The organism is Bacillus cereus group sp. BfR-BA-01316 (genome assembly GCF_022664195.1).
Classification (GTDB): domain Bacteria; phylum Bacillota; class Bacilli; order Bacillales; family Bacillaceae_G; genus Bacillus_A.
The window spans coordinates 1-14,961 of record NZ_JAKUGX010000053.1; the positions used below are offsets into that span (position 1 = coordinate 1).

Here is a 14,961-nt window from a genome sequence, read left to right on the forward strand (position 1 = left end):
CGTTCATCCTGAGCCAGGATCAAACTCTCCAATAAAGTTAGTTTGTCTAGCATCTAAAAATAAAAATTGACGTTTCACGTTGTTTGTTTCGTTTAGTTTTCAAAGTTCAACGTCGCGTTTCAGCGACTTTTATAATTTAACATTTTGACTTGAATCTGTCAACAACTTTTTTCTTTCGTTCCTGACGACGCTTATTAATTTATCATATTACTAATCGATAAGTCAATGCCTTTTTAAAAAATGCCAAAATAAATTTATCTTGGCATTATATATAGCTTAATAATCACTAATGCAGCAACACCTGGCACCCCTAATAAACTTGATACTGTAGCTGTGCCCATGTTAATTGGAATATGAAAATCAAAATATGTCCCTGCAACATTCACAATAAATAGTAACGCTATACCTAAAGTGACATGAAAGAGTGCTTTCCCTATAAAACGTATTGGTTTAGCAGAAACACCAAAAACAAGAAAAATAAAAACCAAAGCAAGAATGCCAACAATAATAATTGTAGAATTCATTTTTTCCTCCTTATGAATGACCTATACATATCCATTTGTATGGGACAAGACAATAAAAAAGAACATTTATAACATAAATCCTACCACTTCATCTTTATAACCTTTAATCAGTAATATTTCTTCTAAGCACTAATAATTAGATACAACTAATTCTATTCCCACCTTTTCTTTCTCCTCTTTATATCCCAAAAATAAAGTAGCCCTGTTACTCACAAATAAATCGATAAAAAGCAAAAGGTCCCGCTTTAAAAAGCAGGACCTTTTACCATTGTTCCATTTTCACAGGACGACGTTTTGCTTCTTTTAACAAGAAAAAATATTTCGCCTCTGCTATTTTCAAAGAACAAAGTACATCTTGAGACGGCTCAACACTTTGTTCAACCAGTCTCTTCTGACGTAGCCATTCATTCTTTACCTTTTCTAATAATACAATTAACTTATCGTCATACTCTTTACGCAACTTACCCTTTTTTTGAAAGAACATTTTCCCTTCTCCTCTTATATCTCTCTACGGCCTTCTAAAGCTTTCGATAGCGTTACTTCATCTGCATATTCTAAATCTCCACCAACTGGCAGACCATGTGCAATACGAGTTACTTTAATCCCTGTTGGCTTTAAGAGGCGGGATATGTACATCGCTGTAGCTTCCCCTTCAATATTAGGGTTTGTTGCTAATATCACTTCTTGTACTGTTTCATCTTGTAGTCTCTTTAATAACTGCGGGATATTAATATCCTCAGGTCCAATTCCCTCCATTGGAGAAATGGCACCACGCAAAACATGATATACACCTTGATATTCTTTCATTTTTTCCATCGCAATTACATCTTTCGGCTCTTGTACTACACAAACAACCGATTGATCCCTATGCGAATCGTCACAAATATAACAAGGATCGCGGTCAGTAATATGTCCACACACAGAACAATACGCTAAATCTCGCTTTGCATTCACAAGTGCTTTCGCAAAACCTAGTACATCATCCTCTTTCATATCTAACACGAAGAACGCCAATCGAACCGCTGTTTTCGGTCCGATTCCTGGCAACTTCATAAAACTATCGATTAATTTTGATATCGGTTCTGGATAATGCATATATCAATATCCTCCTAGAACATTCCACCTGGTAAGTTCAAGCCTTTTGTAAATTGACCCATTGTAGAGTTTGAAAGTTCATCAACCTTTTTAAGTGCATCATTCGTTGCAGCTAATACTAAGTCTTGTAACATTTCGATATCTTCTGGATCTACAACTTCTTCTTTAATTTTCACTTCAAGAACCTGCTTATGACCATTTGCAATAACAGTAACCATTCCGCCGCCAGCTGTACCTTCAACTGTTTTTTCGCCAAGCTCTTCTTGCGCCTTCGCCATGTCTTTTTGCATCTTTTGCATTTGTTTCATCATATTATTCATATTTCCCATTCCGCCACGCATCATAATTAATTCCTCCTCATTATTATTACTCTTTTATTTCAATAAGTTCTTGCCCTACTAATTTTACAGCCTCTTCTATAAGAGGATTTTCTTTTTGTTCTGGGCTTTCTTCAGAATCCCCGCCTTCGCGTTGTAAAAAGTCTTCACGAATTTTACCCCATTCACTTTTTGGGATAGCAATCATATTTAACCTTTTACTTAACAATTCAAAAAGAGTTTGTTCCAATGTATCCATTGCTTCTCGATTTTCACTAGCCATTTTGCAATGAATCTCATATTGAAATGCTAACACATAGGTATCATCCGAAGCCGCAACTGGTTCACTATTTTCTAATAAAACAGCAAATGCTACTTTGTTATGTGACTTGAGCCTTCCTAATAATTCGCCCCATATAGCTTTTAACTGTTCTAAATCTTGACGCTTCGCTTGCTTTAACACTTCATTCACACGTCCAACAGGAATTTTCATACTTCCTGTTCGTACCGGTTTTGGTGTTGCCCGCGTCTCTCTTACTTCCTGCTGCACACCAGCTGGCACGCCATTCTTTTTAACTTGCTCTAACTCTTTCTCCAGCTGCTGCATCCTGTTCATAATCGCTTGTAAACGATCTGCGCCGTTTGCTTGCATCATAAACTGCTGACACAGTTGCACCATAACAACTTCCAGGAATATTCTTGGATGGTTTGTCCACTTCATCTCCTGTTGTCCCTTACTAAGGGTATGAATAATTTCATAGATTACTTCCGGTTGCATTTCTTCACTTAACGTACGGAATTGATCATCTACAATTACCCGTTCCAACATATGTTCTAATTGTGGTGAAGTTTGATATAAAAGCATATCACGATAGTAGTAAATGAAATCCTCCATAAAGCGAACTGGATCTTTCCCTTTACTCATCATCTCGTCTATAATACGTAACGCTCTTGATACATCATTTTCACGTATACATTCTACCAGGTCACCTAAATATCGCTGAGATACAGATCCTGTTACAGCTAAAACATCTTCACTCGTTACCGTCTCATCACTATAAGAAATAGCTTGATCGATAAGACTGAGCGCATCACGCATACCACCTTCGGCGGCACGCGCTACGATTTGTAACGCTTCATCTTCTACTTGCGTACCTTCATTTGTCACGACTGTTGATAACCTCTCAACGATATCATTTACTGATATCTTTCGAAACTCAAAACGCTGACAACGCGAAATAATTGTAGCTGGAATCTTATGCGGTTCTGTTGTCGCCAGAATAAAAATAACATGTCCTGGCGGCTCTTCTAAAGTTTTCAAAAGCGCATTAAAGGCACCCATAGAAAGCATGTGAACTTCATCAATAATGTATACTTTATATCCTACAGCACTTGGAGCATATTTTACTTTGTCTCTTATATCTCGAATTTCATCTACACCGTTATTTGAAGCCGCATCAATTTCTAATACATCTGAAATAGACCCTTGTGTAATTCCTAAACAAGAAGGACATTCATTACAAGGTTCAGCTGCCGGGGCGTGTTCACAGTTAATTGCCTTTGCAAATACTTTTGCAATTGTCGTTTTCCCTGTTCCCCTCGGACCAGAAAACAAATAAGCATGTGAAGCTTTCTCTTGAAGAAGGGCATTTTGCAACGTTTTTGTCACGTGCTTTTGACCGACTACATCTTCGAATTTTTGCGGTCTCCATGTTCGGTATAACGCTTGGTATGACACGAAAATACGGCCTCCCTCAAAGGTTATTATCTCATTTATTATAACCCATTCTGTTTATAGATTCCAAAAGTTATTTTCCATACAAAAAACCCACCTTTTATTAAGGTGAGTTTTGTATACATATATAACTGCCGTGCACCTTCTGTCGATTACGTACCATAAGCGTTACTCAAGCAGTTAGCTCGGTTCAGGCACTCCTGCGGCACACGAGAAAACCCGCTTATTGCTGCTTCCTTCCGGACCTGACAAGGTTCACGGGGTCCCGTTGCGCAGGACCCAAACGTCAACACCACTTACTTAAGGCAGGCCTTACAGCAGCATAACCTCGAGAAGGGATTCGGCCTCGCTAGAGCGGATTGCGAGTATAGGGCACCGCTACCTCCCCGCTTAGCACGGCAAAGTTAAAACCAATATTCGGTTGCCTTGGATAAGGCATTATCAGTATAACTTGTTTTTTTACAAAATGCAAATACGTTAGTTACCATTACTTTTCTCTAGTTTTTTCGCTTCTTTTCTTTTCTTACGAAGCTCCCTAAAAAAAATCGTTAACAACGTACCACATTCCTCTTCAAGTACACCAGCCACTACTTCACACTGATGATTAAAACGCTCATCAGTTAAAAGATTCATCAATGTACCTGCACATCCACCTTTCGGATCGCTCGCACCATATACAACCCGTTTTACACGCGATAAAACAATTCCCCCTGCACACATTGGACAAGGTTCTAATGTTACATATAACGTTGCATCTTCTAAACGCCATGTCCCTAATTTTTTGCAAGCTTCATCAATAGCTAAGAGCTCGGCGTGAGCTATTGATCTCTGTTCAGTTTCTCTTAAGTTATGTGCGACACTAATCACTTCACCATCTAGCACAATTACAGCACCAATTGGTACCTCTTGTATCGCCTCCGCCTTCTTCGCTTCCTCTATTGCTAACTGCATAAAATATATATCTCGCTCCATAATATAGTCCTTTCACCAAAAATAAAATACACTTTTTCATTTCTTGCAGGTGGGATAACTTTTACAAATTCAATCCAACCTAAAGAAGAAAGAGAGGGAATTACATATGAAAAATACTGCCTTACTCATCATCGATATGATTAATGATTTTCAATTCTCCCACGGGCCCATCCTGGCACAGAAATGTGAAATTATAAAGAACCCCATTTTACAATTAAAGGACACCATGAAATCATTGGGCTATCCAATAATTTATGTCAATGATCACTATCAACTTTGGAGATCTGATATTGATCAACTTATTACTCATTGTACAAATGAGTATAGTAAAAATATTATCGAGGCCATTGCTCCGCATACTGACGATTACATTTTTATTAAACCACATTACTCTGCTTTTTATGAAACACCTTTGAATTCTTTATTAGGTTATTTAAAAATCGAAAATCTCATTTTAACAGGAATTGCCGGGAACATATGCATCCTTTTTACAGCTAATGATGCCCATATGAGAAATTATAAACTTTATGTACCACGGGATTGCATCGCTTCTAATAACGAGCAAGATAATGAACATGCTTTAAAAATAATGGAAGCCACATTAAAGGCAAATATTGTGCCGTCATCCCAAATAAAATTTAGTTAATACATATCTATTTTCTAACTTTTTATATCAAATTAGTCCACTCGCTCCCCTCTTGTGCTACAATAATTCTGTTTTGTGTTTTTAGTAGCCACGGTAAATCACTGATTGAAAGGAGGAAACAGCGTGACCGGAGTACCATTTATCACGGTTGAAGGACCAATTGGTGTTGGAAAAACTTCACTTGCGAAGGAACTTTCAACTCACATGCAACTCCACTTACTAAAAGAGATTGTTGATGAAAATCCTTTTTTAGGAAAATTCTACGAAGACATCGACGAATGGAGTTTTCAAACAGAGATGTTCTTTCTTTGTAATAGATACAAACAACTAGAGGATATTAACATAAAGTATTTGAATCAAAGGAAGCCTGTAGTAGCAGATTATCATATATTTAAAAATTTAATTTTTGCATCCCGTACATTAAAACATTCTCAATATGACAAGTACATGCAAATTTATCGCATTCTTACGCAAGATATGCCTGTACCAAATGTCATCGTTTATTTAACAGCGAGCCTAGAAACATTACAAAAACGAATTACGGTGCGCGGAAGAGAATTCGAAAAAAATATGGATCCAAATTACTTGTTACAGCTTACAAAAGATTACGAAACAGCAATGGATGCTTTCAAAAAGGACCATCCAGATATTCCAGTATTGAAATTTAATGGAGACGATATGGATTTTGTAAGAAATCCTGATGATTTAAATGTCATCTTATCCGCTCTTCAAAATACTCTCTTGAAGGAGTCGAAATAACAATGAATTTAAGGCAAAAATATGATATACCAAATGATGCAGTTATCACTATTGCTGGAACAGTAGGTGTCGGTAAATCAACTATGACAACTGCATTAGCTAACGCTTTAGGTTATCGTACATCTTTTGAAAAGGTAGATTCCAACCCATATTTGGACAAGTTCTATGCTGATTTCACACGTTGGAGCTTTCACTTACAAGTGTACTTTTTAGCAGAACGATTTAAAGAACAAAAAAGAATTTTCGAATATGGTGGCGGTTTTGTTCAAGACCGTTCTATCTATGAGGACACTGGTATTTTCGCAAAGATGCATTACGAAAAGGGTACAATGACTGAAACTGATTATGAAACATACAAAGGTTTATTTGATGCTATGGTCATGACTCCTTACTTCCCTCATCCAGACTTATTAATTTACCTAGAAGGTTCTTTTGATGATATTGTCGATCGTATTCAAGAACGAGGACGTCCTATGGAGCAGCAAACACCAATTGAGTATTGGAAAGAGATGCATGGACGTTACGATAACTGGATTAATAACTTTAATTCATGCCCTGTTTTACGATTAAACATTAATGAATACGATATTTTAAAAGATGACGATTCAATCGAACCAATCATTAAAAAAATTGGACATTTTTTAAAACAAACACGTAAACTTGTAAAATAAAAAACCCGTGCATATGCACGGGTTTTCCTATGAAATTACTTTTTCTTTTTCGTCGGAGCAATAATTTCACTCTCTGGCTTTCCAGCATTAATACGCTGACGAACAGTACTCGTACTAATATCATATGTTTCAGCAATCTCTTTAACAGTCATTTCTTTCCCATTAATTACTGCTGTTAGTAATTTCCCTGTACGTTTTGGAGTTACTTCTTTTTGCACAGCTGGTTTTTCAGCTTCTTTTGGCACCTCTACTTTTTTTGCAACCTGTTTTACATCACAAGTGCAACCACAAAGTTTACGGAATGTATCATCACTTATAATGCGCGACACATTTGCACCACTGTTTAAAATTCTATTGTTCTTACAGACAGGACATTGTACATAATATAAAGTTTTTCCATCTAAAGGAAACGTTTGTATAATAAGATCCATGTTAACTCCTTTCATATCTATGAAGATAATCATCGGAATATGAGTGTGTAATAAGGACGCTATATCCTTACATCATACTTTATGATTGGTTTTAAAATAAAAACTCGTTACGTGTTGGTAACGAGTTCTCCAATCTCCACTTATATGCGCTGTTGTCAATTATATCTGGAGGAGGTAGAGGGATTCGAACCCCCGCGCGACTCTCGCCGCCTGTCGGTTTTCAAGACCGATCCCTTCAGCCAGACTTGGGTATACCTCCATATTGACATCAAATATAATATCAAAAGAAAAACAGTTAGTCAACCCTACTATAATAAATTATGAGGAAAGGAAAATTTTACTTTCCCTCTCCTTTATGACACTGCTGACAACGTCCATACTTACCAATCACTCATACCGATGAATGTTTTAACTTATTTAATAACTGTTTTTCCTCCCATATAAGGGCGAAGAACTTCTGGAATTATAATTGTACCATCTTCTTGTTGGTAGTTCTCTAAAATAGCTGCCACTGTACGTCCAATTGCAAGACCAGATCCATTTAGTGTATGAACATGTTCCGGTTTGCCATTTGGCTCACGGCGGAAACGGATATTCGCGCGTCTCGCTTGGAAGGCCTCAAAATTACTACAAGAAGAAATTTCACGATATGTACCATAGCTTGGAATCCATACTTCAATATCGTATTTCTTCGCTGCTGTAAATCCTAAATCTCCTGTACACATGCTCATAACGCGATATGGCAACTCTAATAATTGTAACACGCGCTCTGCATCATTTGTTAATTTTTCTAACTCTTCGTAAGAATCTTCTGGTTTCACGAACTTCACAAGTTCAACTTTATTAAATTGGTGTTGGCGAATTAAACCGCGTGTATCACGACCAGCTGAACCTGCTTCAGAACGGAAGCATGAGCTAAACGCAGCATATCGTATCGGCAATCGCTCTTTACTCACAATCTCATCACGATGCATATTCGTTACAGGTACTTCAGCTGTTGGGATTAGGAAATAATCTTCACTTTCAATACGGAATGCATCTTCTTCAAACTTCGGAAGTTGTCCTGTTCCTGTCATACTTGCACGGTTTACCATATAAGGAGGCAATACTTCCTCATATCCATGCTCATCAGTATGAAGGTCAAGCATAAAGCTAATCAAAGCACGTTCTAATCTTGCACCAGCACCTTTGTAAAATACAAATCGGCTTCCTGTTACTTTCCCAGCACGTTCAAAATCTAAAATCCCTAAATCAGTAGCAAGGTCCCAATGTGGTTTTGGCTCATAAGTAAATTCTTTCACTTCTCCCCAAGTACGTGCTACTACGTTATCATCCTCTGTTTCACCTATTGGAGCAGATTCATGAGGGATATTCGGGATAGATAGCATTAATCTTTCTAAATCTTCTTCAACTGTACGAAGCTCATTATCAAGATCTTTTACTTTTTCCCCAACTTCACGCATTTCTAGAATTAAAGCTTCCGCATCTTTCTTTTCACGCTTTAATACTGAAATTTGTTGAGATACTTCGTTACGTTTACTTTTTAGTTCTTCCGTTTGAACGAGTAGCTCTCTTCTTCTCGTATCAAGTTCTTCAAAGCGACCAAAATCCGTTAAATCTTCGCCTCTATGCTGTAATTTTGCTTTTACTTCTTCAAAATTCGTACGTAAAAATTTAATATCAAGCATTATATACTCCTCCTTTTATTTTATAAAACACAAAAAACTCTCGTCCCTATACAAAGGGACGAGAGTTAACCCGCGTTGCCACCCTAGTTGAAAGCATTACCGCTTTCCTCTCAAGTAGAAATAACGGCTCTTCACCGGGAATGCTTACTAATCAAAAGATATTCCACATTCCATTCCAGGATGGATTCACAAACTGTTTCTATCGATTTCCACCAACCATCGACTCTCTATAAGAAACAACATCTGTTACTACTTCCTATCAACACGCTTATTTTATAAAATTGTTACCATCAATTTACTATAATCTTATACAAGTTGCAAGTTACTTATACAACTTTTTTCATTTTCGCTTCTTTTACCATTTCTACAAAGTATGCTGTTACACGATGATCATCCGTTAATTCCGGATGGAAAGAAGCAGCTAAAAACGGCCCTTGCCTTACCGCTACCATTCGCTCGCCATGCGTAGAAAGTACTTCAACATCATCAGCTACATTTACAACATACGGAGCACGGATAAATACACCAACAAAGTCTTCTCCCACACCTTTCATTGAAAGTGCAGCTTCAAAACTATCTCTTTGGCGTCCGAACGCATTGCGCTCAACCGTAATATCCATAGCACCAATATGTGCTTCTTCATAGCCAATAAGCGTTTTCGCAAGAAGAATCATTCCTGCACATGTACCAAACATTGGTTTACCAGACTTCGCAAATGTACGAAGAGGCTCCATGAAAGCATACTTATCAATAAGACGGCGCATTGTTGTACTTTCACCGCCTGGTAAAATAAGACCATCAATTTCTTCAAGTTGTTCTATACGCTTTACAACCACAGCTTCTGCACCACTTGCTTCAACTGATTTCACATGCTCACGAACAGCACCTTGAAGACCTAGTACACCGATTTTCACCATTTTAAAGATCTCCTTTAATTACCATCCACGCTCTTGCATGCGTTGTTCTGGTAATAACGTTGAAATTTCGACACCTTTCATTGCATTACCTAATCCTTTAGAAAGGCTTGCAATTAGTTCGTAATCTTCATAATGAGTCGTCGCTTCAACGATTGCACGTGCAAATTTCTCTGGGTTCTCTGATTTGAAGATACCAGATCCAACAAATACACCATCAGCACCAAGTTGCATCATTAACGCTGCATCTGCTGGTGTTGCTACACCACCTGCTGCAAAGTTTACAACTGGCAGGCGACCAAGGCGTTTAATTTCAAGTAGTACTTCATAAGGAGCACCAGTATTTTTTGCATATGTCATTAACTCATCTTCACGTAGATTTGCAACTTGACGGATTTCTGCATTGACTTGGCGCATATGACGCACTGCCTCTACAATGTTTCCTGTTCCAGGCTCACCTTTTGTACGAAGCATAGATGCACCTTCTGCAATACGACGTGCAGCTTCTCCAATATCACGGCAACCACATACAAACGGAACTGTGTAATCACGTTTATTTAAATGGTATACTTCATCAGCAGGAGTTAATACTTCACTCTCATCGATATAGTCTACCCCTAATGATTCTAATACACGTGCTTCTACAAGGTGACCGATACGGCATTTTGCCATAACCGGAATTGACACAGCACCCATAACTTCTTCAACAATTGTTGGATCTGCCATACGAGAAACGCCACCTGCTGCACGAATATCTGCAGGTACACGCTCTAATGCCATAACAGCAACTGCGCCTGCCTCTTCTGCAATCCTTGCTTGCTCAGCGTTAACTACGTCCATAATAACGCCGCCTTTTTGCATTTCTGCCATTCCACGTTTTACACGTTCTGTCCCTGTTACATTTGTCATGTACAAAAACCCCCCTAGGTGAATTGCTTTCCCCGTTAAAGAAGAAAATTAAGAATACTCTTACATTCTACCACTAACTATCTGATGCTTGTCCACTACTTTTTCATAAAGTCGGTATGAAAAATGGGAATAAGAAAAAGCTCCTACAATGAGGAGCTTTTAAAACCAACCTTTTACTGTATCAACAGCACTATTCCACATACCACTAAAGAAAGAACCGATTCCGCGCATAGAACGTGTGAACCAGCCTGCCTTTTCTACTTCAGATTTTGTTACAAGGTCTACTTGTAATGATTTTCCTGATAAAAATCCAGGGTCATTACTATCTTTAGACGTTACAACCATTTGGCCAAGTGCAACTCCCTTTTTCATAGGTGCTTCTTGTCCCTTATTTCCTTCTTTAAATTCTGTTTTATAAACGTCTTTACTTCCCTTTGGCACCGGAAGTGAAACAGCTTGCTTCGTTTGAACTGCTATATCTTTATCTTTCGCATTTTCAACTCTTACTGTTTCTTTTCCTTTGACCGAAGAACCTTTTTCATACATTTTCTTCATTTCAAAGTTAGCAAAGCCATAATCATATAATTTCTTCGTCTCATCAAATCTTGCCGTATGAGAATTTGTTTTAATAACTACAGAAATGAAACGCATCCCATTTCTCTCGACCGTACCAGTAAAACAATCTCCTGCTTCTGGAGTTGATCCTGTTTTCAGGCCATCTACACCATCATATTGCTTAACTAAGCCTTTTAGCATCCAATTCCAGTTATCCATATTAACTGGGTATTTTCCACCCTCTTGGAATACCTTTTTTGGAATTTTAGCTGTATCTAATACTTTTGGAAAGTCTTTAATAAGATGTTGTGCTAAAATCGCAACATCTCTTGCAGACATTTTATTTTCTTCTTCTGGAGTTGTTCCTTCAGGGTGTTGCCCTTTTAAATCTCTGTTCGTTAAGCCTGTAGAGTTGACAAATTTATAGCTTTTTAATCCAAACTCTTTCGACTTATCATTCATCATTTTTACGAAATCAACTTCTTTTCCTGCCACTGCTTCAGCTAAAGCGATTGTCGCTCCATTAGCAGAATAAATTGCCATTGCTTCATACAGTTCTTTTACCGTATAAGAACCACCATTTTCTAGCGGAACATTTGATAATGAACGATCTTGTGAAATTTCATATGCATATTCAGAAACTTTAACTTTTTGATCCCACTTCAGTTTCCCTTTTGATATTGCCTCATTCACTAAATATTCACTCATCATCTTTGTCATACTAGCAATTGATAATAATTCATCTGCATTCTTTTGATATACAATTTTCCCAGAATTCGCTTCAACTAAAATCGCTGCACCGGCTTCAATGTTTAAAGCAGCTCCTGTTTCTGCTGATGCATTGCTATATGGTGCAAACATGCCAAAAGCTAGTGTAAGCACTGTTACCAACGCAATGAATCTCTTGCAAAACATACCTTTCACTTTTGCTACCCCCAATATCTATGTACTCACATAACCGTTATTCTAACATAATCAAAAAAAAATAGACAGAGATATCAAATCTCCGTCTATTTACATATAAGACATTATAATGAGTAGTTTGGAGCCTCTTTTGTAATCTGTACGTGATGAGGATGGCTTTCACGTAAACCAGCACCCGACATACGAATGAACTGCGCATTCTCACGTAAGAATTCTAAATCCTGTGCTCCGCAGTATCCCATACCTGCACGTAATCCACCAACTAATTGATGAACTGTATCTGCTAAAGGTCCTTTATATGGTACTCGTCCTTCAATACCTTCTGGAACAAGTTTTTTGTTTCCTTCTTGGAAGTAGCGATCCTTACTTCCTTTTTCCATTGCTCCAACAGAACCCATACCACGATATACTTTAAATTGACGACCTTGGTAAATTTCAGTTTCTCCAGGGCTTTCAGCTACACCAGCGAACATACTACCTAGCATAACAACGTGTGCTCCTGCCGCTAAAGCTTTAACCATATCACCAGAGTACTTAACACCGCCATCTGCAATAACTGGAATGCCGTGTTTACGAGCTTCAGTTGCACAATCATAAACTGCTGTTAATTGTGGTACACCAACTCCAGCTACAACACGCGTTGTACAAATAGAACCTGGTCCAATACCAACTTTAACTACATTTGCACCAGCTTCAATTAATGCTTTTGTTGCTTCAGCTGTAGCAACATTGCCAGCAATAATATTTAGCGCTGGATATTTAGCGCGAACTTCTTTTACTTTTTCAATAACACCTTGAGAATGTCCATGAGCTGTATCAAGTACAATTGCATCTACACTCGCTTTTACTAATGCATCGATACGAAGCATTGCATCAGCCGTTACACCAACTGCTGCTCCAACCAATAAGCGTCCTTGCTTATCCTTTGCAGAGTTTGGAAATTCAATTACTTTTTCAATATCTTTTATTGTAATAAGCCCTTGTAATACACCGATATTATCAACAAGAGGAAGCTTTTCAATTTTATACTTTTGTAGGATCTTTTCAGCTTCTCCTAGTGTAGTACCAACTGGGGCTGTAATTAACTGTTCTTTTGTCATTACGTCAGAAATTTTGATTGAGTAGTCTTGGATGAAGCGCATATCACGGTTTGTAATAATACCAACTAATTTTCTCTCATCTAAATTATTTACAACTGGTACACCTGAGATGCGGTATTTTCCCATAAGATGTTCCGCATCATATACTTGATGTTCTGGAGTTAAAAAGAATGGATCTGAAATAACGCCGCTTTCAGAGCGTTTTACTTTGTCAACTTGCTCTGCCTGGTGCTCAATAGACATATTCTTATGAATGATTCCTAAACCGCCTTGACGAGCCATTGCAATAGCCATATCAGCTTCTGTTACTGTATCCATTCCTGCACTAATTAACGGGATGTTTAACTGTAAGCTTTCAGATAAAACTGTTTTAACACTTACTTCTCTTGGTAATATATCTGACTTTGCTGGTACAAGTAATACATCATCAAAAGTCAAACCTTCTTTAACAAATTTAGATTCCCACATAATTGTTCCCCCCATGATACCAGAAATTATTATTAGTAGCTTATCAATTGGTTAAAATACTGTCAAGAAAGTATTAATATGTTAGAATTTTCAGACAATAAAAGGAGCGTAATATATGCATCATACACCTTGTGCTTGGCAGCAATTAAGTTTCTTCTTTTCATCTCAAAACGTACAACATTATCTTGCCCGTTGTTATGAAAAATCCTCGATTCAGGATGCCGAAAAAAAAAGTTTTGAAAATTGTTATCCATTTATTTATTACTTAGAACACGGTAAAAATTATTATGAATTATATAAAACAGCACCATTTTCCATTCAACCAATGCTGTTATTTTATGGAATGGGGCAACTTTTTAAAGCTTGTTTATTAACTATTAATCCAAACTATCCAGAATCAACAACCGTTTTAGCACATGGAGTGACAACCCGTAAACGAAAAAAACAAGGATATCAATTTTTAGAAGATGAGGTGAAAATACAGAAAAATGGACTATTTACTCACGCGGCAGAACAACTGTTTCACATGAAACACTTGGAAACAGAAAAGTTTAATATGTTAGAGCTAATGGGAAAAATCCCTGAGCTACAACATTTATTTCGCTATAGTCAAAAAGGAACAACATTATATAAAATCGATTCAACAAATAAAAATGAGCTCTCCTTCTCAGTCGACATACTAGATCGACTACATATGACTAAAGAGAGATTTTCCCGTTACATCGAAACAGCTTGTAAGCATTTATCAATACAACACGTACCTGAGAAAAATAATGAATTAAATGTGCTTTTTTCAGCACCTATTCAATCATGGAATCCTATGTATAGCACACCTTTATACTACGAGCATCTTACTGACACTTATTATTTACCACTTACGACCGACCCTAGAAACTCTAAGCCAGTGTTGCCTGAGCTCCTTGTTCATTATTTATTGCTCTATAATTTAAGCATGATTTCTAGGTATGAAACAGATTGGTGGTATGACTTACTTGGAAGCTATGGATCTGAAGATTATCCATTTATTTATCAATTTCTCAATATTTCTGCTCAAAAAATCCCTTACTATATTTCAGCATTTTTACTAACGGAATCTAACCTATTTCATGGGAAATAAAAAAACACGAGTCAAATGACTCGTGTTTTATCTTGCTTGGCGACGTCCTACTCTCACAGGGACAAGGTCCCAACTACCATCGGCGCTAGAGAGCTTAACTTCCGTGTTCGGTATGGGAACGGGTGTGACCTCTCTG

The 14,961-nt window shown here is 37.5% G+C and carries 16 protein-coding genes, 1 tRNA gene, 1 rRNA gene, 1 other RNA gene and 1 other annotated feature; of the genes, 4 read left to right on the top strand and 15 right to left on the bottom strand.

From position 1 onward, the window contains the following. Window positions 1-254 precede the first annotated feature (254 nt). The 7 genes from MR071_RS24220 to tadA all read right to left on the bottom strand — a co-directional run bounded on the left by MR071_RS24220 (window position 255) and on the right by tadA (window position 4,643). A complete protein-coding gene (locus MR071_RS24220; protein WP_002063354.1) occupies window positions 255-524 on the bottom strand; it encodes a pro-sigmaK processing inhibitor BofA family protein in 270 nt (89 codons plus the stop codon). Between the two features lie 262 nt (window positions 525-786). Next, window positions 787-1,008, bottom strand: coding sequence for a YaaL family protein (locus MR071_RS24225; protein WP_002009631.1), 222 nt, complete (start codon window positions 1,006-1,008; stop codon window positions 787-789). Window positions 1,009-1,022: 14 nt separating this feature from the next. After that, window positions 1,023-1,619 (bottom strand): recombination protein RecR, encoded by a 597-nt coding sequence (recR, locus tag MR071_RS24230; RefSeq protein ID WP_002009629.1) that lies wholly within the window; start codon window positions 1,617-1,619, stop codon window positions 1,023-1,025. 14 nt (window positions 1,620-1,633) lie between these two features. Continuing rightward, window positions 1,634-1,960, bottom strand: a complete 327-nt coding sequence (locus tag MR071_RS24235) for a YbaB/EbfC family nucleoid-associated protein (RefSeq protein ID WP_181149577.1) — start codon at window positions 1,958-1,960, stop codon at window positions 1,634-1,636. 25 nt (window positions 1,961-1,985) lie between these two features. After that, on the bottom strand, window positions 1,986-3,674 hold the full coding sequence (dnaX, locus tag MR071_RS24240) for a DNA polymerase III subunit gamma/tau (protein WP_242238172.1): 1,689 nt from the start codon (window positions 3,672-3,674) through the stop codon (window positions 1,986-1,988). A 131-nt stretch (window positions 3,675-3,805) separates the two neighbouring features. Continuing rightward, window positions 3,806-4,070: signal recognition particle sRNA large type (gene ffs / locus MR071_RS24245), an RNA gene on the bottom strand. A 78-nt stretch (window positions 4,071-4,148) separates the two neighbouring features. Continuing rightward, window positions 4,149-4,643, bottom strand: coding sequence for a tRNA adenosine(34) deaminase TadA (gene tadA / locus MR071_RS24250; protein ID WP_002123533.1), 495 nt, complete (start codon window positions 4,641-4,643; stop codon window positions 4,149-4,151). Between the two features lie 106 nt (window positions 4,644-4,749). Between tadA and MR071_RS24255 the strand changes: the two genes are divergently transcribed. The 3 genes from MR071_RS24255 (at window position 4,750) to MR071_RS24265 (ending at window position 6,719) form a co-directional block, all read left to right on the top strand. Then, window positions 4,750-5,289, top strand: a complete 540-nt coding sequence (locus MR071_RS24255) for a cysteine hydrolase family protein (RefSeq protein ID WP_242238173.1) — start codon at window positions 4,750-4,752, stop codon at window positions 5,287-5,289. Between the two features lie 123 nt (window positions 5,290-5,412). Further along, entirely contained in the window at window positions 5,413-6,048 is a 636-nt protein-coding gene (locus MR071_RS24260; protein WP_105588290.1) for a deoxynucleoside kinase, read from the top strand. 2 nt (window positions 6,049-6,050) lie between these two features. Beyond that, entirely contained in the window at window positions 6,051-6,719 is a 669-nt protein-coding gene (locus tag MR071_RS24265) for a deoxynucleoside kinase (RefSeq protein WP_105588289.1), read from the top strand. 35 nt (window positions 6,720-6,754) lie between these two features. Here MR071_RS24265 and MR071_RS24270 read toward each other — a convergent pair whose 3' ends face one another. The 7 genes from MR071_RS24270 to guaB form a co-directional block, all read right to left on the bottom strand. After that, on the bottom strand, window positions 6,755-7,150 hold the full coding sequence (locus MR071_RS24270; protein ID WP_002107271.1) for a sigma factor-like helix-turn-helix DNA-binding protein: 396 nt from the start codon (window positions 7,148-7,150) through the stop codon (window positions 6,755-6,757). A gap of 166 nt (window positions 7,151-7,316) precedes the next feature. Continuing rightward, window positions 7,317-7,409, bottom strand: a tRNA-Ser gene (locus tag MR071_RS24275). Between the two features lie 154 nt (window positions 7,410-7,563). Further along, window positions 7,564-8,838 carry a serine--tRNA ligase gene (serS, locus tag MR071_RS24280; protein ID WP_242238174.1) on the bottom strand — a complete coding sequence of 425 codons (1,275 nt, stop codon included), beginning with the start codon at window positions 8,836-8,838 and terminating at the stop codon, window positions 7,564-7,566. Between the two features lie 51 nt (window positions 8,839-8,889). Then, window positions 8,890-9,110 (bottom strand) — a binding site (T-box leader). Window positions 9,111-9,164: 54 nt separating this feature from the next. Beyond that, the gene (pdxT, locus tag MR071_RS24285; RefSeq protein ID WP_105588282.1) at window positions 9,165-9,755 is read right to left on the bottom strand and encodes a pyridoxal 5'-phosphate synthase glutaminase subunit PdxT; all 591 of its coding nucleotides are present in this window, start codon (window positions 9,753-9,755) and stop codon (window positions 9,165-9,167) included. Between the two features lie 18 nt (window positions 9,756-9,773). Then, window positions 9,774-10,661, bottom strand: coding sequence for a pyridoxal 5'-phosphate synthase lyase subunit PdxS (pdxS, locus tag MR071_RS24290; protein WP_002107268.1), 888 nt, complete (start codon window positions 10,659-10,661; stop codon window positions 9,774-9,776). Window positions 10,662-10,820: 159 nt separating this feature from the next. Then, on the bottom strand, window positions 10,821-12,131 hold the full coding sequence (locus MR071_RS24295; RefSeq protein WP_242238176.1) for a serine hydrolase: 1,311 nt from the start codon (window positions 12,129-12,131) through the stop codon (window positions 10,821-10,823). A gap of 113 nt (window positions 12,132-12,244) precedes the next feature. After that, window positions 12,245-13,708 carry an IMP dehydrogenase gene (guaB, locus tag MR071_RS24300; RefSeq protein ID WP_105588284.1) on the bottom strand — a complete coding sequence of 488 codons (1,464 nt, stop codon included), beginning with the start codon at window positions 13,706-13,708 and terminating at the stop codon, window positions 12,245-12,247. A 115-nt stretch (window positions 13,709-13,823) separates the two neighbouring features. On the opposite strand from guaB, the gene MR071_RS24305 reads away from it, so the two are divergent. Beyond that, window positions 13,824-14,825, top strand: a complete 1,002-nt coding sequence (locus MR071_RS24305) for a YaaC family protein (RefSeq protein ID WP_242238175.1) — start codon at window positions 13,824-13,826, stop codon at window positions 14,823-14,825. A 34-nt stretch (window positions 14,826-14,859) separates the two neighbouring features. Here the strand turns inward: MR071_RS24305 and rrf are convergent. Further along, window positions 14,860-14,961, bottom strand: a 5S ribosomal RNA gene (gene rrf / locus MR071_RS24310); the annotation flags it as partial.

Bases quoted from the DNA above. Each gene is read 5' to 3' on its own strand.
- serS (WP_242238174.1), bottom strand. From the start codon at position 8,838: ATGCTTGATATTAAATTTTTACGTACGAATTTTGAAGAAGTAAAAGCA.
- MR071_RS24305 (WP_242238175.1), top strand. From the start codon at position 13,824: ATGCATCATACACCTTGTGCTTGGCAGCAATTAAGTTTCTTCTTTTCA.
- recR (WP_002009629.1), bottom strand. From the start codon at position 1,619: ATGCATTATCCAGAACCGATATCAAAATTAATCGATAGTTTTATGAAG.
- MR071_RS24270 (WP_002107271.1), bottom strand. From the start codon at position 7,150: ATGGATCTTATTATACAAACGTTTCCTTTAGATGGAAAAACTTTATAT.
- MR071_RS24265 (WP_105588289.1), top strand. From the start codon at position 6,051: ATGAATTTAAGGCAAAAATATGATATACCAAATGATGCAGTTATCACT.
- pdxS (WP_002107268.1), bottom strand. From the start codon at position 10,661: ATGACAAATGTAACAGGGACAGAACGTGTAAAACGTGGAATGGCAGAA.
- MR071_RS24295 (WP_242238176.1), bottom strand. From the start codon at position 12,131: ATGTTTTGCAAGAGATTCATTGCGTTGGTAACAGTGCTTACACTAGCT.
- tadA (WP_002123533.1), bottom strand. From the start codon at position 4,643: ATGGAGCGAGATATATATTTTATGCAGTTAGCAATAGAGGAAGCGAAG.
- MR071_RS24255 (WP_242238173.1), top strand. From the start codon at position 4,750: ATGAAAAATACTGCCTTACTCATCATCGATATGATTAATGATTTTCAA.
- guaB (WP_105588284.1), bottom strand. From the start codon at position 13,708: ATGTGGGAATCTAAATTTGTTAAAGAAGGTTTGACTTTTGATGATGTA.
- MR071_RS24235 (WP_181149577.1), bottom strand. From the start codon at position 1,960: ATGCGTGGCGGAATGGGAAATATGAATAATATGATGAAACAAATGCAA.
- pdxT (WP_105588282.1), bottom strand. From the start codon at position 9,755: ATGGTGAAAATCGGTGTACTAGGTCTTCAAGGTGCTGTTCGTGAGCAT.
- MR071_RS24225 (WP_002009631.1), bottom strand. From the start codon at position 1,008: ATGTTCTTTCAAAAAAAGGGTAAGTTGCGTAAAGAGTATGACGATAAG.
- MR071_RS24220 (WP_002063354.1), bottom strand. From the start codon at position 524: ATGAATTCTACAATTATTATTGTTGGCATTCTTGCTTTGGTTTTTATT.